16 protein-coding genes are annotated in these 23,772 nt (G+C 56.9%); 8 read left to right on the top strand and 8 right to left on the bottom strand.

The features are described from left to right. Positions 1–5 precede the first annotated feature (5 nt). Together Thiofri_RS15505 and Thiofri_RS15500 are read right to left on the bottom strand one after the other, a co-directional pair. A complete protein-coding gene (locus Thiofri_RS15505; RefSeq protein WP_009146788.1) occupies positions 6–194 on the bottom strand; it encodes a hypothetical protein in 189 nt (62 codons plus the stop codon). Then, complete coding sequence (locus tag Thiofri_RS15500) at positions 178–576, bottom strand: single-stranded DNA-binding protein (protein WP_009146789.1); 399 nt, start codon at positions 574–576, stop codon at positions 178–180. The genes Thiofri_RS15505 and Thiofri_RS15500 overlap by 17 nt, the downstream gene beginning before the upstream one ends. A 681-nt stretch (positions 577–1,257) precedes the next feature. Between Thiofri_RS15500 and Thiofri_RS15495 the strand changes: the two genes are divergently transcribed. Beyond that, on the top strand, positions 1,258–1,842 hold the full coding sequence (locus Thiofri_RS15495) for an SOUL family heme-binding protein (protein ID WP_009146791.1): 585 nt from the start codon (positions 1,258–1,260) through the stop codon (positions 1,840–1,842). A 104-nt stretch (positions 1,843–1,946) separates the two neighbouring features. Next, entirely contained in the window at positions 1,947–4,169 is a 2,223-nt protein-coding gene (locus tag Thiofri_RS15490; RefSeq protein ID WP_009146792.1) for an ATP-binding cassette domain-containing protein, read from the top strand. Positions 4,170–4,184: 15 nt separating this feature from the next. Here Thiofri_RS15490 and Thiofri_RS15485 read toward each other — a convergent pair whose 3' ends face one another. From Thiofri_RS15485 to Thiofri_RS24830, 3 genes are all read right to left on the bottom strand, one after another. Beyond that, positions 4,185–5,609 (bottom strand): FibroRumin system radical SAM peptide maturase, encoded by a 1,425-nt coding sequence (locus Thiofri_RS15485; protein WP_009146793.1) that lies wholly within the window; start codon positions 5,607–5,609, stop codon positions 4,185–4,187. A gap of 1,023 nt (positions 5,610–6,632) precedes the next feature. Next, positions 6,633–6,728: a hypothetical protein gene (locus Thiofri_RS24835; protein WP_407702946.1), complete on the bottom strand. Its 96-nt coding sequence runs from the start codon at positions 6,726–6,728 to the stop codon at positions 6,633–6,635. Between the two features lie 85 nt (positions 6,729–6,813). After that, the gene (locus Thiofri_RS24830; RefSeq protein WP_083848384.1) at positions 6,814–6,993 is read right to left on the bottom strand and encodes a FibroRumin family radical SAM-modified Cys-rich RiPP; all 180 of its coding nucleotides are present in this window, start codon (positions 6,991–6,993) and stop codon (positions 6,814–6,816) included. Between the two features lie 353 nt (positions 6,994–7,346). On the opposite strand from Thiofri_RS24830, the gene traF reads away from it, so the two are divergent. From traF to Thiofri_RS15470, 3 genes are read left to right on the top strand one after another with little or no spacing between them, the layout of a single operon-like run. After that, the gene (traF, locus tag Thiofri_RS15480) at positions 7,347–8,405 is read left to right on the top strand and encodes a conjugal transfer protein TraF (RefSeq protein ID WP_323705397.1); all 1,059 of its coding nucleotides are present in this window, start codon (positions 7,347–7,349) and stop codon (positions 8,403–8,405) included. After that, positions 8,405–9,823 carry a conjugal transfer protein TraH gene (locus Thiofri_RS15475; RefSeq protein WP_009146796.1) on the top strand — a complete coding sequence of 473 codons (1,419 nt, stop codon included), beginning with the start codon at positions 8,405–8,407 and terminating at the stop codon, positions 9,821–9,823. The genes traF and Thiofri_RS15475 overlap by 1 nt, the downstream gene beginning before the upstream one ends. 4 nt (positions 9,824–9,827) lie before the next feature. Next, a complete protein-coding gene (locus Thiofri_RS15470) occupies positions 9,828–13,565 on the top strand; it encodes a conjugal transfer protein TraG N-terminal domain-containing protein (protein ID WP_009146797.1) in 3,738 nt (1,245 codons plus the stop codon). Between the two features lie 23 nt (positions 13,566–13,588). Here Thiofri_RS15470 and Thiofri_RS15465 read toward each other — a convergent pair whose 3' ends face one another. The 3 genes from Thiofri_RS15465 to Thiofri_RS15455 all read right to left on the bottom strand — a co-directional run bounded on the left by Thiofri_RS15465 (position 13,589) and on the right by Thiofri_RS15455 (position 15,643). After that, on the bottom strand, positions 13,589–13,801 hold the full coding sequence (locus tag Thiofri_RS15465; protein WP_009146798.1) for a DUF3368 domain-containing protein: 213 nt from the start codon (positions 13,799–13,801) through the stop codon (positions 13,589–13,591). 31 nt (positions 13,802–13,832) lie between these two features. Further along, positions 13,833–14,081 carry a UPF0175 family protein gene (locus tag Thiofri_RS15460; RefSeq protein ID WP_009146799.1) on the bottom strand — a complete coding sequence of 83 codons (249 nt, stop codon included), beginning with the start codon at positions 14,079–14,081 and terminating at the stop codon, positions 13,833–13,835. Between the two features lie 110 nt (positions 14,082–14,191). After that, positions 14,192–15,643 (bottom strand): rhomboid family protein, encoded by a 1,452-nt coding sequence (locus Thiofri_RS15455; protein WP_009146800.1) that lies wholly within the window; start codon positions 15,641–15,643, stop codon positions 14,192–14,194. Between the two features lie 303 nt (positions 15,644–15,946). Here Thiofri_RS15455 and Thiofri_RS15450 point away from each other — a divergent pair, with 303 nt between their 5' ends. From Thiofri_RS15450 to Thiofri_RS15440, 3 genes are read left to right on the top strand one after another with little or no spacing between them, the layout of a single operon-like run. After that, on the top strand, positions 15,947–16,471 hold the full coding sequence (locus Thiofri_RS15450; protein ID WP_009146801.1) for a MerR family transcriptional regulator: 525 nt from the start codon (positions 15,947–15,949) through the stop codon (positions 16,469–16,471). Positions 16,472–16,531: 60 nt separating this feature from the next. Continuing rightward, positions 16,532–19,627 carry a TIGR02452 family protein gene (locus tag Thiofri_RS15445; protein ID WP_009146802.1) on the top strand — a complete coding sequence of 1,032 codons (3,096 nt, stop codon included), beginning with the start codon at positions 16,532–16,534 and terminating at the stop codon, positions 19,625–19,627. 33 nt (positions 19,628–19,660) lie between these two features. After that, positions 19,661–23,722, top strand: coding sequence for a TIGR02452 family protein (locus Thiofri_RS15440; protein WP_083848385.1), 4,062 nt, complete (start codon positions 19,661–19,663; stop codon positions 23,720–23,722). Positions 23,723–23,772: the final 50 nt, after the last annotated feature.

Here is a 23,772-nt window from a genome sequence, read left to right as displayed (position 1 = left end):
TCGGCTTAGCGCGCGAGCTGCTCAAGTCGTTGCGCGAGGCTGGTCAGCCGCTCCGGCTGACCGCCATCGGGCGCCACCTGTTTGGCACGGAGGCGCAGACGCTGAGCCATCAGGGACAACTCCCGGCAGGCCCAGCGGCGGGTGGCGCCGAAACGGATCGGGCGCTGGTCAGCGGGATCAGAACGGCAGGTCATCGTCGAAATTCGCCTTTGATGTCGGTGCTTTCTGGCTATTGCCAGCGGAACCGTTCTTGCCGCCAAGCATTTTCATCTTGTCGGTGACGATCTCGGTGGTGTAGCGGTCCTGACCGGCATCATCCTGCCATTGGCGGGTCTGCAAGCGGCCTTCGACATAGACCAGCGCACCCTTGTTGAGGTACTCGCCGGCCACTTCCGCCGTGCGCCCAAACAGCACCACGCGGTGCCACTCGGTGCGTTCCTGCGTCTCGCCGGTTTTGTCCTTCCAGCGCTCGCTGGTGGCCAGGGTCAGGTTGGCGACAGCGCCTTGGCCGTTCTTGGCTTGACGGACCTCGGGATCGCGCCCGAGATGGCCGATCAATTGGGCTTTGTTCAGCATGATCAATCTCCACGGTGGGGTGAAAATGAACGCCGACGCAGGCAGGTCGGCGACTCCAGAGGATGCGGTTGTGGCGGCGGCAATGGCGCGACACGCGCGCCGAGTAGCCTGTCGCTCAGCTGCCAGAACAGCACCTTCCAACGGCGGGGAATCCGCCACGGACGTGAGAACATGGGAAACTCCTGGCCGGTGACGGTCTGCAAGGCAGTCGCCTCAGCCGAATGGATGGGAAGAGGGAAACCCTGGGAAGGGGGATGGAACGGACGCGGTTGGTAACCCTCAAACGAGGGCCAGACTCATGGCGTCTTCGGTCTGAAACGCTGGCGGCGACAAGTGCCGGCAAGCGAGGAAAATCGTGATGGGCAAGGGTGTCGGACTGTCTTGCGGTCCCTTTACCTTGATCCTTGAGTATTGCCGCATTGAGGCCAGTGCGCAGCCGCGAAAGCTCCGCTGAAAGGTGCTGTTTTTCAGCGGGGTGGCATGGGTCGCTGCCCGTAAACGCTTGGCGGCAAGTAGACCTCGCGCGCGATCACGGCTTGCCCGGACTGCGTGCTGCCCCCATCACCCGGGAAGGGATGTGAAGGCGTCGGATCGGATTTGAGGAAACCGCAAATGAAAACAGCAAACCGCTTACTGATATGGCTGGCGTTGTTGCAAGGGCTTTTGATAGGAGGGCATGTCATGGCCACCGAGGAGCCGGCATATACCCTGGTCCGGGAAGGCCCGGATTTCGAACTCCGCCGCTACGCGCCCCAGCTGCTTGCCGAGACCGAGGTCAGCGGAGACTTCGACGATGTCGGCGGCGATGCCTTTCGTCGTTTGGCCGACTACATCTTCGGCAACAATCAAGCGGCTGAGAAAATCGCCATGACCGCACCCGTGAGTCAGGCTCCTGTCGCGCCCGAGGCAAAGGGCGGTGGGACGCGCATCCCGATGACCGCGCCGGTCAAACAACAGGCGGATGATGCTGCGACCGGCACTTACCGGATCAGCTTCGTGATGCCCAGTCGCTTCACCCTCGAGACCATTCCGCGTCCCACGGACCCGCGCATTGAACTGCGCCAAGAGCCGGAACGACTGATGGCTGTGCTCCGTTATTCGGGCGGCTGGGGTGAAAGCCGCTATCGCGCGCACGAAAGAAAGCTGCTTGAGGCGGTTCGCGCTGCTGGGCTCACGCCCATTGGCACGCCCGTCTACGCGCGCTACAACTCACCGTTCTCCCTACCGTTTCTGCGGCGCAACGAGGTGATGGTCGAAATCAAGTAGCCTAAGGAGTACGCATTCGAGTGGAGAGTTGACGCTTACCATGTTAACGAAGCCGATATATGTTCCCTGAATCCTCCATCCTCAAAAGCATAGAAGGTTGATAAATGAAAATTTTATATAAAGGAATTACTACAAATAACGTTAGAAATCTAGATATAGTAATAAGATCTGGCGAGATAACTTTCATTGGAGGCCCGAGCGGTAGTGGAAAGTCATCAATTGCAATAGATACTATATACAAAATAAGCGAGGACGAGCTTTCTCAGCTTTTTGATACGCGGGACAGTGTATCTCGGTACGAGATAAAGGACTATAAGAACATTTTGCCTGCTGTCTGCCTTCAGCAGGAAAATTACAACCGGAATCCTCGATCCACAATCGCAACTTATTTTGGTTTAGACACCTATTTCAAGCAATTATTTTCGCTCAAAAACAATGTATCGCAGTCTCACTTTCAATTTAACACGCTTAGGTTTGCTTGTGATGTGTGTAAAGGACTGGGAGTTGTTCTTGCACCCGACGTTTTTGCAGTTGTTGAACTTTCTAAAAAACTCAGAGACATGCCGTTTAGATCGTGGAGAGCTTCGCGTCGCGAGTATTACCAAAAGTCACTCGAATACTTTTGTGCTGAAAATTCCATAAATTTAGAACTGCAATTTAAAAGTCTTAATAAAACAGATCAAGATCTTTTGCTTTATGGTAAGTCAGCCACAAAGTACCGTATTGCATTTTCGTCAAATGGAAGAAAACATACAAAGACAGCTAAGTACAGTGGTCCAATCCAAGAGATAATTGAAGAAATTGAACAAAAAAAACTGAGCACGTACAAGAAGAAATACCTAAAAGAGGTAACATGTCCCACCTGTGCAGGGAAGAGGTTTTCAAGATATAGTCTTACGTTTTTGCTATATGGTAAGAATATTGGTGAACTATATTGCTTAGAAATCGACCAACTACTTGATTGGCTGAAAGTTAGAAAACCATCTTGGCAAAATTCTTCGGTCGAGATAAGACCCTTCCGACATATAGAGCGATTCCTCGAATCGCTTGTCAGGTTAAATTTAGGTTATTTAACTCTAAATCGCTCGATACCAAGTCTCTCTGGCGGGGAGTTACAGAGACTCCGATTGGCAAAATCACTCAATTCACAGTTTACAAATTTCATTTACATTCTCGACGAGCCGACTTCTGGGTTGCACCCAAGCGAATGGAATATAATTTCAGACGTTCTTGTCGAACTAAAGAAGAAAAACAACACCATATTATTAATTGAGCATAACGAGTTTCTACGAGATAGAGCAGATAATTGCATTTGGTTAGGGCCAGGAGGCGGCAGGAATGGAGGGCAAATCGTCACAGAAGAAAAGAAGTGCTTTACGAAAAAAACATTGCCCTATAGATTCATTCAATCAACTTCAGAGTTTGAAATAGGATCAGCATCTAGTAACAATATTAATGACCTAGATTGCAACATTCCTTTAGGTACAGTTGTAGGGGTTTGTGGAGTTTCGGGTTCAGGGAAGACTTCATTCATGAAGAATATTTTACCAAGATATCTTGATAATACGCAGTATTTTAGTCAGACAGCTATACGAGGAAATGCTTATTCGATAGTTGGGACAGCACTCGGCATTTTTGAAGAGATAATTAGCCTATTCGCAGCCGAAACAGGCGGTTCTCGTGAAAACTTTTTCTACTCATCTCAGGGGAAAGGGCAGTGCGAAGTATGTTCTGGAAAAGGCTTTTTGGAAGAGATATCTTCGTACGTTCCAGAACCATTGCTCTGTCCGGCTTGCGGCGGGCGCCGTTTCTCCGAATTTGCTTTAAAAAAAAGGTGGAATGGGCTTGATATTTATGAATTCTTAAGCTTGCATATTAATGATATTCTATTAATGGTCCCAAAGAAAAATATTTTAATCTTAAAAGCATTAAATCTTGCTTCAAATGTCGGGCTAGGATATTTGACGCTTTTTCAGAGTACTTCAACGTTGTCTGGCGGTGAGGCTCAACGGGTCAAATTCTCCGCAAAACTGCTTGAGAAAAAAAGGAAACGAATAATCCTGATGGATGAGCCTTTTCGTGGATTAGACAAACAAAATATACAAGGTATCATCCGCGTACTGTACGCTGCGGTTGAAGATGGGTCATCAGTATTCATATCAGAGCACAACCCCTTTGCGTTGAGCTATTGCTCTTATCTAATAGAACTAGGGCCAGGTAGCGGAATCTATGGAGGCAATGTGACATATCTTGGAGAAAAGTCTAACTTCGTATCAAAGGGAAGCTCAATAATGGAAAAATTGATTGCGCAAGAAACAGGGTACTAGTTGCGTAACAGGTAATCAGTTGCCGGATTTAGTAACTTGCGCGAATAGATCCCAGACAAGCCATTGGAGTGTTTTTATTGAGTGGACACAAAACCGTTCATCTAACCCCCAAATGCTCCCCGTATTCTTGAGCGCATTCAGTGGGCAACCTCCTCCGCAGATACCAAGAGCCATACAATTTTCGCAATCTGGCATATTCAGGGGCGTTCGTTTCCTCCACTCTAAAAAAGTGGGGTCAGTCGAAGGATCGAAATCCATGTTATCAACATTTGTAGGGAAATTTTCCCGGCTCCCAAGAAAGCCGTGGCATATACCAAGATCGCCGTCCGGTGCAACAACAATTTGGCTTGCGCCTGCAGCTCCGCAGTCAAAAAGATAAACCCTCGATTCGGCAAATGACTTCAATTTGCGCATCATTCTGTCTTCGTATACACCATTCCTCCTGAATTCCTCGAAGCCTGTAAGGATGCAATCTGCGGCTGCTTCGTTGTATCCTTCGAAAACCCGAAATTGTTCATCTGTCAATAGAATATTGAAGCCTAGTGCATTACTACCAATTTGCTTTAACTCGCTGAGAGTGGAATTAAAATTCTTGACGCTTTGTTCAGTTAGGGTTACCGAGAGGCTGAAGGGTATATTTTTCGCCTTGCATCGTTCAATTCCTTTGATGATGTCATGATACACCGGTCCGCCACCTGTATAAGCCCTGCAAGAGTTTGTGGCGCATTCGTCGCCATCAAGAGAGATTCCTATTGCGACATTATTGCTACTAAGAAGATCTATGTTATCTTCGGTGAGTAAGGAGCCATTGGTGACAATTGATAAACGTGTATCTTGAGGGAGCTTTCCGCACGATTTGTACTCACGGACTTTCTTGCTAATGATTTGAAGTACAGTTATGTTTAAAAGGGGTTCCCCACCGTAAAAAATTATATTTTTCTCCTCTTCAAAACGGCCCTTGTCCATTGCTACTAGTTTGCAGAATAGCTCTAATCCCTTGATAGCTGTTTCTGGGCTCATAACTCTAGCACCAGATCTTGTCTCTCCATCTCTTTTCACGAAGCAATATGAACATCCAAAATTACAGTTTTCGGTCAGGATAAAGTATGCAATCTGTGTGTACGCGGGAGGGATTGAAGAACGGAAATGAGTAATCACTTTTTTGTCGACATCAGGGTTTTTAGTAATTACTTTGTTTTCGATAAGAGCGCTGATAGCGGAGACCACGGATTCTTGATAAGAGGGGTTAGTTATCGATGCTATGACATTCCGAGCATCCTTGGATAATCGTATCATCTCTATAGTTGATTCCATTTCAGCGCTTATGAATACGGGCTTCATTCGCAATGCATGGAAATATGCAAATATCCCGTTCCGCTCTAGTTTGTGAGCATATTTGGAGAAGAAAAGATGTGTAGGAATATTTTCAGCGATGTTCATGCTAAATGAGTGGACTCGAGGAGGTTATTAAACGCCAAATATGAGGGTGGTAGCGAACATACAAGCTGAGAACGCTGGATGGTGAAGCAACTACGCTGCCTAGGAGGCTGTCCGACTTGCTTTTTGGAACTGCTTAACCCATTGTTTTGAGATGATTAAAAGAAATGTTTTAGCGTTGTTGCAGAAACGCATCATTAATAACAATAGCTAGTAAAGAGCGCTGAATTTGGAAGTCGGAGAGTCTCCTAAGCAAATGCCGCTCCAACGAAGTGACAATTCAGTGTCTGCCGGTTGAAGTTGCGAGAGGCAACAAAAGTTAATTAGTCGAAAAAGAGCAATCGCGACGAGGCAAAGAATTTGGTGGTTTTCGCACTTCGGTGGCGATTGGAGTCAATGAAATAGACGTCTTTTAAAACAATGGGAGGTGGCATAGCCGTAATGCGAATCTGTTAGATTCTAGTAAACTAGTTTGGATAAGAAGGGCATGCCTGACTGTATTCGGAACGAGGCGGAGATTGTCAGCAACCCTAGGAGAAAAAATACCAGCAGAGCAACCGCGAGAGTGCGCAACTGTTTGACCTGCAAATGCTGAAACGCGAGATCAGCAGTCCTAGGTCATCAATGATGCGGTACAAGATATCTTCCGTTCCGTCTCGACTCAAACGAGCAGGCCGGAAAAGCGGCTGGATTCGAGGGTGACTGCTCTCATCGTTTTGCCTAGAGTCGATGACAAAGGTCGCTCAGGCCATCAACGGTCATTGGAAAAAGGTGCTCAACGCCTTCGATTCGGGCCTTAACAACCCCAGTGTCGATGCTGTCTAAGCCGATGTGGTCGGGTGCAGTATTAAGAAGCGTCTGATGGCTATGGGTAATCTTACTGCAGGTAAAATAAAAATAGGGTGGCCACTGGATGAACGGAAGTGGTGGTCATCAGTGCGCTCGGGCTTTTCCCATCGTGGGTGTAAACCCCTCGAAAGTTATTCTCGCTCAGATGGATGGCATCCCCTCCGAGAGGTCAACACTTCAGCAGTCCGGCCATTCCCAAACCTGTTGTTCGCCGGCTCTGCATGAGCACGCGCAGGTGCAGCTATTGCAAGCAACACATGCACATCTTGGCATAGTTGTTTCGTGTCCTGCTAAAGCTAATTCGCCGTAAATCTGGTAATAGTGAGTATCCGTCGGATTTGCGATCATTGATTCCATGTTAGTCATCCCATGCGAGATCACTGAGAGCCCCACCGCTGCAACTGCAACGGCAGTTACACATACATCCTTGGCATTGACCGATGCAGATCGCAGCGGCTAATTGGGCTTCCGTTTCTTTCAACGCACCGAAGAGTGCGGAATAGTGATTACTTGACGGAACTGCAAATTGACAAGCCATTTTGTTTCTCTCTAGTCGGTTCGTCTGCGTATATTTCTACTCACTAAGCTTAGGTTGTAATCGTTAGCGCGTCAAGTAAAATCGGTTAAGCTGCGCGCAGCATCCATTTTAAGCTATTGATTAAAATCAAAAATAATATTCTGCTTGGGATCTAAGGCTTTTGAAACAATACTTTAGCGTAGCTCACTTAGTGCCTAACCGATCACGGCTAACCTGAAGGGGTGTTTGGTTGGACTAGACGCTAATTGAAGCCGGCTAGATCCAGTTCGACTTGCACTCGCCAGCGCGAAAGACGCCCATCCGCCTGAGGTTTCAAGGTCGCTCTGACAACTCGCAGCGATCAGGATGGTGGCATGAACACCATCCCGATCCCCCTGCTCATGCTGTCAGGCACCCTCGTCCTTGGCACCACCGTCCATGCCCAGACTGAGCCCACCTCGCCGCGCTTCTACGAGCGTGGTGCTGAGGGCTGGTTCTGGTATGCCGAACAACCGCCCGAACCCGAGCCTGAACCCGAGGAGGAATCGGAACCGCCACCTGATCCGCCCCCACCGCCGGAAACCGACAAGGTCGCCGAGCAACCGCTCACGCCCAAGACGCCAAGCCGTCCCGCCGGCCCAGCGCCACTCTCCGCCGCTTGGCTGCGCGCGAACCTCGAGCGCTACCGGGATGTTGCCATCGACGATCCCTCGCCGCAGAACGTCTCCCTCTATCTTTACCTGCAACGCCTGGCCATCGACAAAGCCGAGCGCTTTGCCGAGGCGAGCCAGCGCGCCGTCTGGTCCGACCCTTTCCTCGACGAGACCACCCGCCGGCCACTCGCGACTTTCGCCGCCAACCTGGTCAATCGGGAAGCGGCGAACCAACGCGACCAGGCGCTGACCAAAACCGCCCAGGTCGCCGGCCTTTGGTTCCTGTACCGCTCCGATTGCCCCTACTGCGAAGCCCAGGCCCCGCTGCTTGAGCTGCTGGCCAACCGCTACGGCTTCGACGTGCAGGCCATCTCCCTGGATGGCCGACCCTTGCCCAGCGGGTTCTTTCCCGACTTCCGCACCGACAGCGGTCAGGCCCGCGCGCTTGGTGTGGTCTCCACCCCGGCGCTCTTCCTGGTCCGTCCGCCCGATGGCATCAAGCCTTTGTCCCAAGGCGTGCTGTCGCTGGCCGAGTTGCAGCAGCGCATCGTCCAGACCGCCGCCGATGCCGGCTGGATCGATCCGCGCTGGCTGGAACGCAGCCGCGCGCGGGTGACCGCCCTGCGCCTGGACACGAGCACGTTCAGCGATCCAGACCTGGCCGAAGACCCCGAACGGCTGCTTGAGCACCTGCGCGGTCAGCGCCGCGCGATACCCAATCCCCCGGTCACTGAACCCCTGATTCCATCCCCCACGCATCATCGCCTCGGAGGTCACTAATGCGCGTTGCGCCCGTCCTCGGTTTATCCCTCACCCTCAGCGCCGGCTTGCCCGGCATGGCGCAGGCCGATCTATCGTCCGAGCTGGATGCCATGTTCGACAGCCTGGTCAATGTCACCGACCCCACCGCCCACATGGGTCAGCGCCGGGGCGTGCTCTCCGGTGGGTCGGTCTATGCCCGCAACCGGGTGATGACCGTCAACCCCGTTCACATCATCCCCCCAAGCTTCGAGGCAGGCTGCGGCGGCATCGATCTGGTCGCGGGTGGCTTCAGCTATATCTCCCGCGAGCAGCTGACCGAGTTGTTTCGCGCCATCGCCGCCAATGCCGGCAGCTACGCCTTCAAGCTGGCCTTGGACTCCATGTGCCAGAACTGCGGGCAGGTGATGGACTCGTTGCAGAAGAAGATTCAGGCGCTCAATAGCCTGTTCGCCAACTCCTGTCAGCTGGGGCAGGGCGTGGTCAACGATGTGGTCGATGCCTTCGACACCCAGCAGAAGATCAAGCACTCCGAAGCCTCGTTGGTTAGAGGATTGGGCGATGTCTTCGAGACCTGGTCCACCGTGACCGGTGAAGACCCCATCACCCAGGTACAGAACAGCGACCCGGACTATGCCCGCGAGGAACTCCAGGGCAACCTGGTCTGGCGGGCCTTGAAAGACGGCGCCGTCAGCGGCTGGTTCGATGCAGGCGACGACAGCCTGCTCGAAAGCCTGATGTCTGTTACCGGCAGCGTCATCGTCGGACCGCCAGAACCGAGTCCGGACGGGCAGGGCAGTAACAACCGTGTCACCCCGCTGCCAGCCGTCTTGTCTCTGCGCGATCTGCTGCACGGCACCTCGGATAACCGCGAAGTCCAGGTCTATCGCTGCGCGCCCAGTCGCGATGCCGATGACTGTCTCTCACCCACCGTCCAAGCGCTGACCCTCACCGGCATGATCGAACGGGTGCGCACCCTGCTGATCGGCGATGCGAGTTCACCCGGACTCATCGCCAAGTTCCGCTTCGGCACCAGCGACTTCACCGCCGACGAGAAAGCCTTCATGCAGGTCGCCCCCAATGGCCTCGGCGGTGCTGTGGCCAATCTGGCGCGCATCGACGAGGGCACCGCCATGCTCTTCGCCGAGCGCGCCGCGCCGGTGATTGCCATCGAGCTGGTGCAGGAGCTGCTCCACGACATGGCCCGTGCGGTCAGCCTGGCGACGGTGGTCGCGGACAACGCCTATGCCGGTCTGCTCAGAGAACAGATCGCCGAGTCCCGCGCGGACCTCAGAGCCGAGTACGAGGTGGTCAGCGCCCAATACGGCACCGCGCAGGAACAACTTGCCTATTACATGGACCTGCTGCAAGCGGCCAAATCGACACCCTACTGGAGCGTCGAACAAGCCGGCGGCGGCCGCCTGACCCCGGAGGGCTGAGCCGATGTTCGAGATCTACTCCATTGGCGATGCCGCCTTTCTGACCCAAATCCTCAATGCCGTCGCCGCCATGACCGGGACGGGCGATTTCCGCCAACTGGTCGCGGTGGGACTGGTGATCGGCATCATTCTTGGGATGTTCCAGGGCCTGGTCAACAACACCCTGTACTTCGGGCGCCTGTTCATTGCCATGCTGATCTATCTCCTGGCCTTCGGCACCTCGGTGTCGGTGACCGTGGAGGATGCTTACACCGGCTCGGTCCGGGTGGTCGACAATGTCCCAATCGGACCAGCGGCGGTCGGGGCGGCCATGTCCAATGTCGGCTATGGCGTGACCCGGCTGATGGAGCAGGCCTTCTCCACGCCGGCGATGACCGGTCAGGGCTTTGCCGATGCCTTGCAGACGCTGGCGGGGGTGAGAAAAGCCACCCTATCCCGCGCATCGCTGGGCGCGGCCAATGCCCCGGTGTCCGGCACCGATGTCGAAGGCTCGCTGGTCAACTATGTCGCCGATTGCGTGCTCGCCGATGTCGATACCCAGCGCCGCACCCTGGATGACATTCTGACCGCGCCGGATGTGACCACCGCGCTGGCGAGCAGCAACGTCGCCTTCACCACCCTGTATTACGAGGGCGGTGTGCCTCAGACGCTGCGCTGCGATCAGGCCTGGGCGCGGATCAGTGCCTTCTTGCCCGCCGAGTTCCTGCCTGCTGTCAAAGACACCCTGCAGGCGCGCTTCGGGGTGGCCAATACCGCCGATGTCGAGTCCAAACTGCAAAACGCCGTCGATGCCCTGGCCGGTGCCGGGCGCGATGCGCAGGACTATGTGCTGATGTCGGCGGCCTTGGGCTGGCTGGAAAAGGGCATCGTTCTGACTCATGAAAATCGCCTGCAATGGGCGGCCGCCACTTCAGTGCAGCAGGCCATCGCCCAGCGCAACGCCCAGTGGGCCGCTGAACAGGCGCTGTTCATGAATATCGTGCGCCCGATGATGACCTTCTTCGAGGGCTTCATCTACGCGGTCGCCCCGCTGATGGGCTTTGCGGTCGCCCTGGGACCCATGGGCATCAGTCTGACCGGCAAGTGGCTGATGTTCGCACTCTGGACGCAGCTGTGGCTGCCCGTTCTTGCGGTAACGAATCTCTACCTGATGATGGCCGCCGGACGGGATCTGGATGCGCTGTCGAACGTCGCCCAGTTGGAGCCCTTTTCCTTCTATGGGCTGATGCAGTTGGATTTGATCTTGCAGGACTGGCTCGCCACCGGCGGCATGCTGGCAGCGGCCACTCCAGCCATTGCGCTCATGCTGATCTACGGCAGCGCGGTGACCGCAACCCATTTGGCCGGACGGCTCAGAGGCAGCGATCATATCGACGAAAAGGGGCTCTCGCCCAGCGTCAGCTCAACAGCACCGGCGCTGGCGATCAGCTCGGGGTATCAAAACACTCCCTATGCGGGGACGGTTGCGACTGGAGCTGAATCGATTCTCCCGCGTTTCGATCTTGGCACCCAGGCCAGTCGCGAGACGGCGGTGACCGAGCAAGCCTTGCAGCAGTCCTCCCGGCAGTTCCTGTCCAGCCTCGGACAGACGGCTTCCATGTCGGCGGCGCACAATCGGGAATCCTTCTCGCAGCGGGCGCTGGGCTTTGATTATTCGGCCAGCGCCAGCGAGACCGATAAGACGCTTTTCAGCACCGGTAGCAGTCTGTCGCAGCAATATGCCCAGACCGGATTGTCGGCAAATCAGATGACCGGCATGCTAGCAACCGGTGTCGGACTGGCCGGAGGCGGGCGCTCAGGCTCAGCCATATCCGGGCAGTTGTCCGGAGAACTGCGCGATCAATACCAGGTCAGCGACCAGATGGCCGAGCGGGTCGCCGATGACATCGCCACGCGCGTGACCAGCGACACTGGCTTCCAGTCCAGCCTGGCGTCGTCCGTCAGCGCCGACGCGCAGCAGGGCCTGCGCAGCGTCTTCACCCAGGGACTCAGCACGCAGGACAGCGCCCAGCTTCAGCAGAGCGCGGCCGATGTAGTGCAAGACAGCCGTTCGCATCAGCGGGCCGAGCGATTGTCACAATCGGCCGCCGCCTCCGGCAGTTATGGCGCGGCCGAAGTCGGGCAGCGTCTGGCCGGCAACCCGGCGCTTGCCGGTCAAGCCTACAGCGCCATCGACCGCCTGGGCCTGACCGGCGATCATCAGCGGGTGAGCGACTGGTATAGCGCCATGGGCGTCTTCGCCAATCCCGAGCAGGCGCGCGCGGCGGCAGCCATGCACTTGCTGGCCGGTTATGCCAAGCCAGACCGGGCATTGAGTGGCGAGGAGCGCTTGCAGGCACGCGAGACGGCCTTCTCGATTCTAGGTGATGCGTTCCAAGGTCCGGGTGGAACGGGGGCCAATCCGGCCAATGGCGCGGGGCTGCACGGCGCGGCTGGTGTCTTTGGCAGTACCCGTGATCAGGTGCTCGGCGCCGGGCTGCCTGATCCGCGCGCGCAAGTGGCCGGACTCGACGGGCGACTGGCCGAGAACTTCCTCGGCAATGCGGCGCTGGGTGGCGGGGATGCTGTCAACCGCTTCCATCAGGACGCCCAACAGCGCCTGATGCAGTCACAGGCGCAACGCGAGGCATCGCTGGCCGAGCAACGCTCAGACTACTGGGAACGCCAGATTCTCGGCGAGGCCAACAGCCATCGCTCGCCAGCCGAGGCCACCACGGACCAACTCGCCGGTGGCATCGGCAATCTGCTGCAGCGGGGTATTGTCCAGGGTGATCGCGCCGTGGCGGCCTTCAATGGCTTGCTCAGAGGTTTACAACAGGGCGAGGGCTGGTCCGGCGCTGTCGCGCAAGCGCGCGAGCGTTACGGTGATGCCATTGATGGGCTGGCGTCCTATCAGCTGCAAAGCCTGCCCGAGAACGCCCTGACCGGCACGCAGGAGGACTTCTACCGCAACCAGGTGGATAACGGGCTATTGGGCAACTCCGCCATGGGTCAGGCGCTGCGCTTCGCCTCCCCCGAGCAGCAGGCACTGCGCGAGCGCCTGGTGGCCGAGCATGGTCCGGATCTGGGACCGGCCATTGCCCATCAGTTGACTCAGGCTGCCAACAGCCTCGACAACAGCAAGCTGACCGAGGTCATGGCCTACAACCGTGCGGAAGCCGATGCCGCCGAGGCTCAAAAAAAAACTGAGTCGCTAGCGCCCGGCGGGCTGCCAGGGACCGCGCCGGCTGGTCTGATCCACCCGAACGTCTCCGGCGGTTCCGCCGGCGCGGTGCTCGATGTGATCGCCCGTCCGGAATCGCGCGGCAACTACAACGCGCTCTTTGGCGATGCTGGCCAACAGCAGTTGCGCTTGACCGATATGACCCTGGAACAGGTCCAGCAGGTGCAGCAACAGCTTGTCGCGGAGCGCGGTGGGTCGCCCGTTGGACGCTATCAGATCCTCGATGACACGCTGGAGGGTCTGATTGATCGGATGGGCCTGAGCGGTCAGGAACGCTTCAGTCCAGCGCTTCAGGATCGCATGGCGCTGGTGCTGGCCGCGGATGCGGGTTTGGGAGCCTGGCAGTCAGGACGCTTGTCGGATGAAACCTTCGCGTCTCGGCTATCCAAGATTTGGGCCGGATTGCCGGCCGATGCATCGGGACGCAGCTATCACGAAGGGAAGGCTGGCAATCGCGCGCTTGTGGGTTGGGAGTCGGTTGTGACAGGCCTGGGATCGGCGCGTCGGGGCCGTGACTGATAGGGATCTGGTGCGCAGGCGGGCTATCCATGGCCTTGGGCGGCAGTGCAAGCGGCTTCAATCACCTGATCGGAGAGGAAGTAGCCGGCTCCTTTCAGCGCAAGCAAGGTATCACGCAGATCCATCAGTAAACCGAGCCGATGCGCGTCGACCAGGAGACCGGCCGTTCCTTTCACCGGTAATCCGTAGATCGACTGAGCGATCCGACGACCACGCTTTTCGTCGATAATCGCCATGCAGGGTGCCTGACTTCGCGTTCGGTGAGCATCAAGAAAACTCTTCGGCCAGTTCATCGCCGCGCAGATCGACCACCGGAACGTCGGACCGACTGGCAGCGAGCAAGAATTCAACCCGCCCCATACCACACAGACGACCGGCTTTTCCGGAGGAAATACGGTCTTGCTCAAACAGGTTAGTGGCGATCAGGAAACGCACTTCGTCAGCGAAGTTCGCCGGCAATTCTGCCGCCGAGGGCAGCCCCGCGACCGGCAGTTCGATGGTCAGTGTGTTGGACATTGCTACCTCCAATTTTGTCAAAAGAGTATCACCATGAGATCAGGGGTGCAGATTTAGCAGTCGCGTCTCGGCGGAGGCGTCCTGATTAACAATCACACAAGCCGGCTGATTCACTGTGCTCGGACCGCGTCGCGCGCCATCCTGCGCAAGCTCAGCGCATGGGCTTGACCGTATTTGCCAGGTGCGTTGCGCACGATCTGCTTGGCAACCTCGGGTTTCCGGCAGGCCAGCGCGTGGCGGAATAGCTCGGCGGCATCATCGACGCTGCCGAGTGAGAAATGCTCTGACAATTGCAAGCACTCCTCCAGCACCCGGAACGCCGCTGCGATCTTGCCCTGACGCAGGTAGAGGAAAATCACCAAGCGTCCGGCGCAGTGCACGGCGCGACAGTTGCCGTAATCCTTCATGTCCTGAAAGATGTCCTCGTAGGCCTCGGGGTTCTTCGCGTAGAGCTCAAAATATTCGAGCAGAATCAGCACTGCCTCGCTGTTTTTCCGCACCCGCACGGCACGCAGCAGGCGGTCGATAAAGGACTGGTAATCCCGCTTGGCCTGCAATAACCGCTCCTCGTTGGCATAGGTCTCCGGGCGCTTGCGGTAAGAACTGAGCCCGCCGAACCCGTCCTGTCGCTTCAACCGCTGATACCACACCTCCTCGTCGAGGTCATCTTGGTTCAAGGCGCGTTGATCTTTTAAGAAGTAAAACCCGATAAGATAGCCGGCAACTCCACCGGCAACATGGGCGATGACGTTGACATTGCCGACGTCAGCCGATGAAAGCACACGCCAGGCATCCCAGCCGATAAACCACAGCGCCAGTATCCAAGCCGGGATGTAGAAGTGCCCGAACGCAACGCCCACCCAGTAAAACGTCTTGATGCGCGCCTTGGGCATCAGAAAGGCCGATAGGCCGATCATGCCCATTACCACGCCGGAGAAGCCGAGCGTCGGGAGCGGCTCCGCGCCGAGCACAACGGTGATCGAATAGGCAAAACTCGCGGCAAAGGCCGTTGCCACCAAAATGGCGAGGTACCGGAATTTGCCTCCCACCAGCAGTTCCAGCGCCGGCGCGAAGGCGATGAAGAAGATCATGTTGAAGATCAGATGAGCCCAGTCCGCATGTGCAAGAGAGGAAGTAACGACCCTCAATGGGTTCCAACCCAAGGGGTCGTACATCAAGGACGCATCAAGGCTCCACGGTGGTCCGGATTGGAGAAAGTCCTGATACAGTCGCTTTAGCCAGTCCACGAGCGTCGCCTGGCTGACGCCCTCCAGCAAATCGGGTGAATCCAGCAAGCGCTCGAAAAACGCCTCGGGATCTGGCTGGGAATGGATGATAGGCAGAACCTCTTGGCAACCGCTGACCGCGGTCTCGTCGTAGTCCTCTAACAGAATGGCGCGTAAAAGGTCCGTATTGTCTCTGCAATACGCCTGCGTATACGCGTTGATCAGCGCCTCGTTGTGCGCTTGCTTCCAGTAGATGAAGGTACAGAGAACCACGACAGTGAGGGTAATCCAGGGGATTTTTCCCAGACGCAGCGCTGTAACATAAGGTAGAAGCATCCTTGAGGTTCCTGTTAGCGTTCAATCAATCGAATCGACTGATCAGAAGCGCATCATGGCAAGAACAGTGATTGAGCAAGGTATTCCAGTCAGAACTGCTTGCCAGCGGCAGCGACATACCATGCTTTGCAATGATGGCTGGTTCGACAACGATATCCAAGGTTCTGAATTGTATACACAGCCTTGATCCGGGGGTAAGTGCAGCCTGAAAATTGGCTGCTGCGAAAGTCCGGCTGCGAACCCTGACTCGAACGGTCTGCTGTCTTAACTTGACAGCAACACTGTTCGATGTAAACTCAAGCCATGGACGACGGACTCGACATCAACACCCTCAGTCGGGACACCGGCATCAACGTGCGCACCATCCGCTACTACTTGGCGGAAGGATTGCTGCCGCCCCCTTCAGGGCGCGGTCCGGCGGCGAGTTATGGCCCGGGGCATTGCGACCGGTTGCGCCTGATCCGGCGCTTGCAGGAGGCGCATCTGCCGCTGGCGGCGATCCGCACCCAATTGGAAGCGCTCGATGACGCGGCTGTCGCTGCCGCACTGACGGCACCGACGCGCACCGAAGATCGCGCGCCGGCGACGGCCTCCGAGTATGTGCGCCAGGTCTTGGCGAGTGGGTCGGAGTCTGGGGCCGCACCAACAAGTTCCGCCCCGTCTACCATGCCGACCAGTCCGCGCCACCAGCCGCGTAGCACCTGGGAGCGCATCGTGCTTCACCCGGATCTCGAGCTGCATGTGCGCCGACCGCTGGCGCGCGCCGATCAGCGTCGACTCGACAAACTACTGGAGCAGGCGCAGCTAATCTTCGGTGCCAAGCACTGATCCGAGACCGACTGTCCCCAATCGTGCGAGCCCATCAACCCTCAGGAGCAGGAGCTGCCCATGTCCGCCATCGCCAAGTGTTTGTCTGAAGTGGTCGTTGGGAAACCGACCTCGCACAAGAACCTGACGCTCTACCCGCTCTTGGCCGATGGGCCTGAGGAGCCGGGCTATCGCCTCCTCGAGGCAGCCCTGAGCGATCACAGCGCCCGTGTCACCGAGGTGTCCGAGTCGGGGCACGTCCCGGAGTTGAAAATCATCAATGAAGGTGCGCAACCAGTGCTGCTGCTCGATGGTGAGGAGTTGGTGGGTGCCAAGCAGAACCGAATCCTCAACCTCACCGTGCTGGCGCCGGCGCAGAAAACGACCATCATTCCGGTCTCTTGCGTCGAAGCCGGGCGCTGGCACGCGACCAGTGCTGAGTTTTCTGGAGCCAGACGCGCGCATTTCGCCGCCGGACGGGCGCGCAAGAGCGCCGATGTGAACACGTCCTTGCGCCAACGCGGCTCGCGCGAGAGCAACCAGAGTGCAGTCTGGCGCGACATTGAAACGCGCTCAAGACGCATGGGCGTGAACTCAGGAACCAATGCCGCAGCCGCGCTTTACGAAAGCCATCGCCAGTCTCTCGATGCCTTCCGGTCCGCCTTTACACCACAAACGGGTCAATGCGGCGCGCTCTTCAGCCTCAACGGACGCATCCTGGGGCTCGATCTGTTCGATAGTCCGACTACCCTGGCGGCGGTTCTGAGCACCTTAGTTGAGAGCTATGCGCTCGACGCCCTAGATGCGCACGGCGAGACAGTGCAGCCGATATCGGCGCCAACCGCAGCGGACATCAAAGCTTGGCTCGATGTCATCGCCGGTGCAGAGTTCGAGCGGTTTCCCGCGGTGGGGGAGGGCGAGGATTGGCGCTTCGACGATTCGCATCTGACGGGCGGCGCCCTGGTAAAGGATGACCGGGTGATCCATCTCTGTGCCTTCCGGATCAGCGCAGCTGAGGACAGCGAGGAGGCGCTAAACCCTGCTGAGATTGATACCTTCAGCCTGGCGCTGGCAACTGATCGCGCCTTAATCCGCCGACAGGGCCACAGCAAGCGGGTCCTGCAGGTGCGTCTTCAGGTGCCAACCATTAATGAGACGACCACCCCGCTGGATCTGGCCTTGGTGCTCGATGCCTCCCACTCCTTGAGCGCCGCCCATTGGACCGAGGCGCAACACGCCGTGCGGGATGTGCTGGAGCGCTTGGGGCCAGATGACCGCATCGCATTGGTGATCTTCAATGACGTCGCCGAGATCCTTCTGCCGTTGACGCCCATCAGCGAGGAGACGCGCCAAGCCGTTGAGATCGCCCTGCAGAATCATCATCCCGGCGGCGGTGCGAATCTCGGGGAAGGCTGGCTCACCGGCTGCGGCCTGGTAGGTGCCGAGAGCGACAAGGCGCGGCGACGGCACTGCCTGGTGCTGAGCGCCGGTCAGCCCGATGTCGGCATCACCGCACCTGCCACGCTGGCCGAGCATGCGCGCGCTCTGCGGAATCTTGGGGTTGTAACCAGCACCTTCGGCCTCGGCGATACCTACCTTGAGGGCTTATTAGCGCAGTTGGCCGATGCCGGTGGCGGGTATTTTCAGGATATCGCCGACGCCGAAACCATCCCTGTGACCATTAACCGCCATGTCGAAGAACTGGGCAACCTCGTCAGCGACCACGCGCGACTGGACCTGTCCTGGGAGGGCGATCTGAAGGTTGAGCCGCTGGGTCCCTGGTCGGCAACAGCCTCCGCGCATGCGCTGAGCCTGGAGTTGGGCGACCTGATGAAGGGCGAAACACGCGATCTGCTGCTGCGCCTGCGTTTCCCAGGAGGCCCCAAGAATACCGACTGCCCACTGCGGATGGTCTTGCGCGATGGCGATCACCATCTGGTCGAGGAACACATCCACTGGACCTGGGTCGATAGCGCCACACGCCACAACCAAGCGCATGAATCTGAGGTTGAACATCGCTTTGCCCAACACCTGGCCCATCAAGCCCGTATTGATGTCGCGCGCTCAAACCGCGATGGACAACTCGATCAGGCATGCGCGCACCTGATGGATGTCGCCAAGCAAATTCGAAAAGAAGCGGGTGAGAACCCGCAAAACATGGCCCTCGCCGCCGCACTCGAAGCCGAGACTGAACGCTACCGCAAGGCGTTGCCGGCGCGGGAGATCAAGGAGCAGATCAGTCGTTCGGGATCGTTACTGCGAGGACGAAGGCAGGATGGGGCGCGTATGCGAATCAACACGAAACCACGCCTGCACTACCTGCCAACCCTCGACAGCGATGAGCGTGCCGCGCAGGGCAAAGCGTTGCGCGATACGCCGCGCGCCGAAACGAAGAAGCTGGGTGAATCCGCGCAGGCGGCCATCGACGCCGGCCATTACAGCGACGCAGCCGGTCAATCGGTGGATTGGAGTGCTGCTATCGCCGCAGCCAAGGCGGCAAAGCAAAGTCTGCCACCCGATGCCGCACTGCCAGAGGCGCCGCCACCGGCCTTCGCCACCACGCGGGTGCGGGTGATCAACGCCATGACGCTCGACGCCGCCTGGCGCCTGAGCATGACAGGTGCGCGGGTATTAGCGCTCAACTTTGCCAATGGCATCCAGCCCGGGGGTGGATTTCTGCAAGGCAATCGCGCCCAGGAGAGCGTGCTCTGCCGCTCCAGTGCCCTGATCGCGACGCTGGAGGGCGATCCGATGTATGCCGCCCACGCTGAGCGGCCGCAGCCCGACTCAACCGACTGGGCGATCCTATCGCCGGATGTGCCCGTCTTCCGTGACGACGCGGGGCGTCCGCGGGAACGACCATGGCCGCTCAGCATTCTGACCTGCGCCGCGCCTTATGCGCCGACCATTGGTCAAGACATGTCCATCCAACTCATGCAATCCCGCATCCGGCGTATCCTGGCGATTGCCCGGGCCCATGGGTATGAGACCCTGGTCCTCGGGGCCTGGGGCTGCGGAACCTTCGGCAATGATCCCGTTCCTGTCGCCGCCGCCTTCCATGCCGCGCTGCGCGAACAGGTCGGCGCTTTTGACGAGATTGTTTTTGCTGTCACCGACTGGTCGCCAGAGCGACGTTTTCTGGCGCCCTTCGCTGCCGAGTTCAAGGCGCAGCCGTAAAGGTTGCCGACCAGCCTCTGAAACACGGAGACCATGATGGATGCACCCATCTTTTTGCCCTGCCAGGATTCACCCGAACGCGCGGCTCATTGCCAACAACTGTTGAATGTCTCGCGCGAGCGGGCGGCGGAACTGGGCCGCAGCGCCGTGACGGCAATGAGGACCGGCGTCTATCCCAACGCTTCGGGCCAACCGGTCAACTGGCGCGACGCCGTGGTGCAAGCCTGCGCCCTCAGGCGCAGTATCCCGCCCGAGGCCAGCTTGCCATCGCCCGCGCCCAGCCCATTCCGGCAGACCCGGATTGAAGTCGTCAACGAGACCACGCTGGAGGCTTCGCGGCGGCTGGTGGAGGAGGGTGGACGGGTGCTGGCACTGAATTTTGCCAACGGCGTCAATCCCGGCGGTGGGTTTCTGTCTGGTGCACGAGCGCAAGAGGAGGTCTTGTGCCGCTCGAGCGCGCTCTACGCAACCTTGGACGGTGATCCGATGTATCCCATCCATGCCGCGCGGCCACAGCCGGACTCCACCGATTGGGCAATTCTATCGCCGGATGTCCCGGTCTTTCGCGACGACGCGGGCCAAGCGCTCGACACGCCCTGGCCTTTGAGTGTGCTGACCTGCGCGGCGCCTTACGCACCCAAGGTCGGCCAGCCGCGTGCGGGAGACCTCCTGGCGCAGCGCATCCAGCGCGTGCTGGCGATCGCCCGGGCCTATGAGTACACTGCATTAGTGCTCGGTGCCTGGGGTTGTGGCGCCTTTCGCCATGATCCAGCGCGCACAGCCCAAGATTTCCGCACCGCGATCGAAACGCACCCAGGGGCATTCGGGCAGATTGTCTTTGCAATTGCGGATTGGTCAACTGAGCGAAGGTTCCTGGGGCCGTTTCGAAACGTGTTTGGGCCGCAAGTTCTGCCCGCAAGCCAAGCAGTCGGCCACGGCAACTTTGGGTGCCATGCAGAGCTTTTTCAGAACGTCCCGGATGCGACTGTGGCGTTTGTGCGCGTCGTGTCGACTTTTTATCCGTTAACTGAAGCTCAACTCGACCGTTACCTAGACCGATTGCAGTTGGACAAAGTTCAGTTAAAGTCGGGGCCGCACGCTGGAATTAACGAAAACAGTTCTTTGAACTTGACTGAGGCGTTGATAGCGCGCTTCGCCATGCGATGGGACTGGTCGGAACTCAGCCAGAATACGAGGCTCCCGTGGAGCGAAGAATTTATTGAACGCTACGCTGATCGTTGGGATTGGCGCATGCTCAGTGCCAACACCGCCTTGCCTTGGAGCGAGGAGTTGCTAGAGCAATATGCGGACAAGTGGGACTGGGATGCTATTTCCGGAAATACCGCGTTGCCGTGGAGCACGAGTCTGCTGGACCGATTGGAGCAAATGAGCAATGGACAATTAGATTGGTGCGCACTTAGCGGAAATACTGGCTTACCTTGGACAGTACCGCTTCTTGATCGCTTTTGCGCTCATTGGGGGTTTAGTGGTTACGGAGACGGATATGGCTGGCATGCACTGAGCCAAAACCCCGCTTTGCCGTGGGACGAAGCATTGATTGATCGCTATTCGAGGTATTGGCTTTTTGAGGAGTATCTATTTGAAAATCCGTCCATACCCTGGAGCGAAGCTCTGCTTGAACGCTACGCGGATCAGTGGGATTGGGATGAAATCACGTCCAGGAATCCCTTGCCATGGCAGGAAGGGTTGATTGAGCGCTTTGCAGACCGTTGGAATTGGAGCGATCTTAGCAAAGAAGGCAAGTTGCCCTGGAGCGAAGGATTACTTGAGCGATATGCGGATCGTTGGGACTGGAGCGCTCTCAGCGGGAATCATTCACTTCCCTGGAATGACGGATTACTTGAGCGCTATGCCGATCATTGGAACTGGAGTGCACTGAGCGGAAATTTAAGACTGCCCTGGAGCGAAGGATTACTTGAGCGTTATGCGGATCGTTGGGACTGGAACGCTCTCGGCGGAAATCATTCACTTCCCTGGAATAAAGGATTACTTGAAGGTTATGCTAATCGTTGGAACTGGAGCGCGCTCAGCAGCAATCGTGGCCTCACATGGAGCAGGAAGCTGCTTGATTGCTATCAGGATCGGTGGAGTTGGCTAGCACTTAGCGGCAATTCTGCAGTTCCCTGGAGCGATGAGGTCCTTGAGCCCTACGCAGACCGTTGGAACTGGAAGGAACTTAGTGGGAATCCTGGATTGACTTGGAGCGAAGCGCTTCTGGCTAGTTATTCGGACCGGTGGGATTGGGATATCTTAAGCGGGAATGCGACTCTGCCCTGGAGCGAGATACTTCTTGGGCGGTTTAAAGAGTATTGGAACTGGGACATACTTTCAGATAATCCAAATTTGCCTTGGAGTGAGAGGCTACTTGAGTGCTTCGCAGATCGCTGGAACTGGGAACTCATGGACAAGCATCTGGCCCGCCTGCTGTTGGGTTGGCCCGAGAGCCTCATCTGCAAGGTTTTGGATAACGCACCGGTTCGAAATCCGGTAGACAAAGAATTAGATTTATTTGGCCAGTATCGCGACGCTGCGGAGAAAGGACAAGCGGATGCACAGTGCAAACTGGGCCATTTTTACTTAACGGGCCAAGGCGCAGCGGCGAACGAAGCGTGCGCCGCCGACTGGTTTAGGAAGGCGGCTGAACAGGGAGATGCAGAGGCACAATTTCAATTATTTGACTTGCTCGCCGACAGTGAAGCCTATAGCTGGCTCAGGAAAGCCGCTAAACAGGGCCATTCCGAAGCGCAGTATCGGTTGGCCGAAAATTATGATTTAGAAGGTACTTTGGAGGCAGAGTGTCGCAGTAGGAAGGGAGAGCATGAGGGGCTATTGGCAGAAGGGGACGATATAGACGTGCTCAGAAGCCTAATTTTTAATGACGGGCGAGAAATGCAGTGGGATGATTCTCAAGCGGTTAATTGGTACAGAAAGGCTGCCGAACAGGGGCACGCGGAAGCCCAATGCCGTTTAGCTGAAATGCTTGAGAGCGGCAAAGGGGTAAAGCAAAACTTTACTGAAGCTTCTGAATGGTACATCAGGGCTGATGAGCAAGGCTTTGAGAAAGCAAAACCTGGAAGGAGTCGGATGCAGCATATCGTGTCTTGCCGCGCGGCGGCCGAACGTGGAAATGCAGAGGCGCAGTTCACACTCGGCGAGATTTACTTGTCTGAAGAAATCGTCGAGTACGATCTTGATGTAGCTGTCTATTGGTTTTGTAAGGCTGCGGACCAGCGACACTCAAAGGCGGGATTAAAGCTCGTTGAAATGTATGAGAGTGGGGAAACGGCAGATCAGGTTGTGGCGGCAGCCATTGCCTGGTATCGAGAAGCAGCTCGACAAGGGAGCCCCGATGCGCAATTCAAACTGGCGGAAATGTGTGAGACCGGCATCGGTGTGGAGCGTGATATTGACACAGCGCTCCTTTGGTACCAGAAGGCGGCAGAGCAAAGACACATGGATGCAGCATTTAGGATTGGAGAGTTGTACGAAAGTGGTCAAGGCGTTGAGCCTGACTGTAGCAAGGCATTGAGTTGGTACCGAAAGTCCGCTAGAGATGGACATTGCAGCGCGCCACATAAACTTGGTCAGATGTACGAGAATGGCTACGGCGTTAAGCAGGACTTCCAGGAAGCCGTTGCTTGGTACCGCAGAGGTGCTGAACAGGGGCATTGTGATGATCAGTTCTGTTTAGGAAAAATGTACGAGGACGGTCGAGGGGTTTCGCAGAATTTGGCTAAAGCCTTCGCTTGGTATCGCAAAGCTGCGTCTGACGGACACCATGGATCTCCCGCAGCCAAGTATCGATTGGGACTCATGTATGAGGCTGGTCGAGGTGTAAAACAGGATCTCTTTCAAGCCCGCGCTAGGTTCTATAGCGCAGCTTGGCGTGGACATCAAGAAGCTGAGTTCAAGCTCGGGGGGATGTACGAGGCTGGCCAAGGTGGAAGTCAGGACTTTGAAGAGGCCGCTGAGTACTATCGCCGAGCCGCTACGAAAGGTCATATTAAAGCTCAGGTCCGATTGGCAGAACTGTGTGCTAGCGGTCTGTGCTCAGAGTGTGATCGCGATTACTAGGCGATGTCGGGACCAGAAGATTATTGATCGAAAATCGACCCGTGGAAAAG

This window comes from Thiorhodovibrio frisius (assembly GCF_033954835.1).
GTDB lineage: Bacteria > Pseudomonadota > Gammaproteobacteria > Chromatiales > Chromatiaceae > Thiorhodovibrio > Thiorhodovibrio frisius.
The sequence above is the reverse complement of the archived record's forward strand: the minus strand, read 5'-3'. Positions and strand labels throughout refer to the sequence as shown.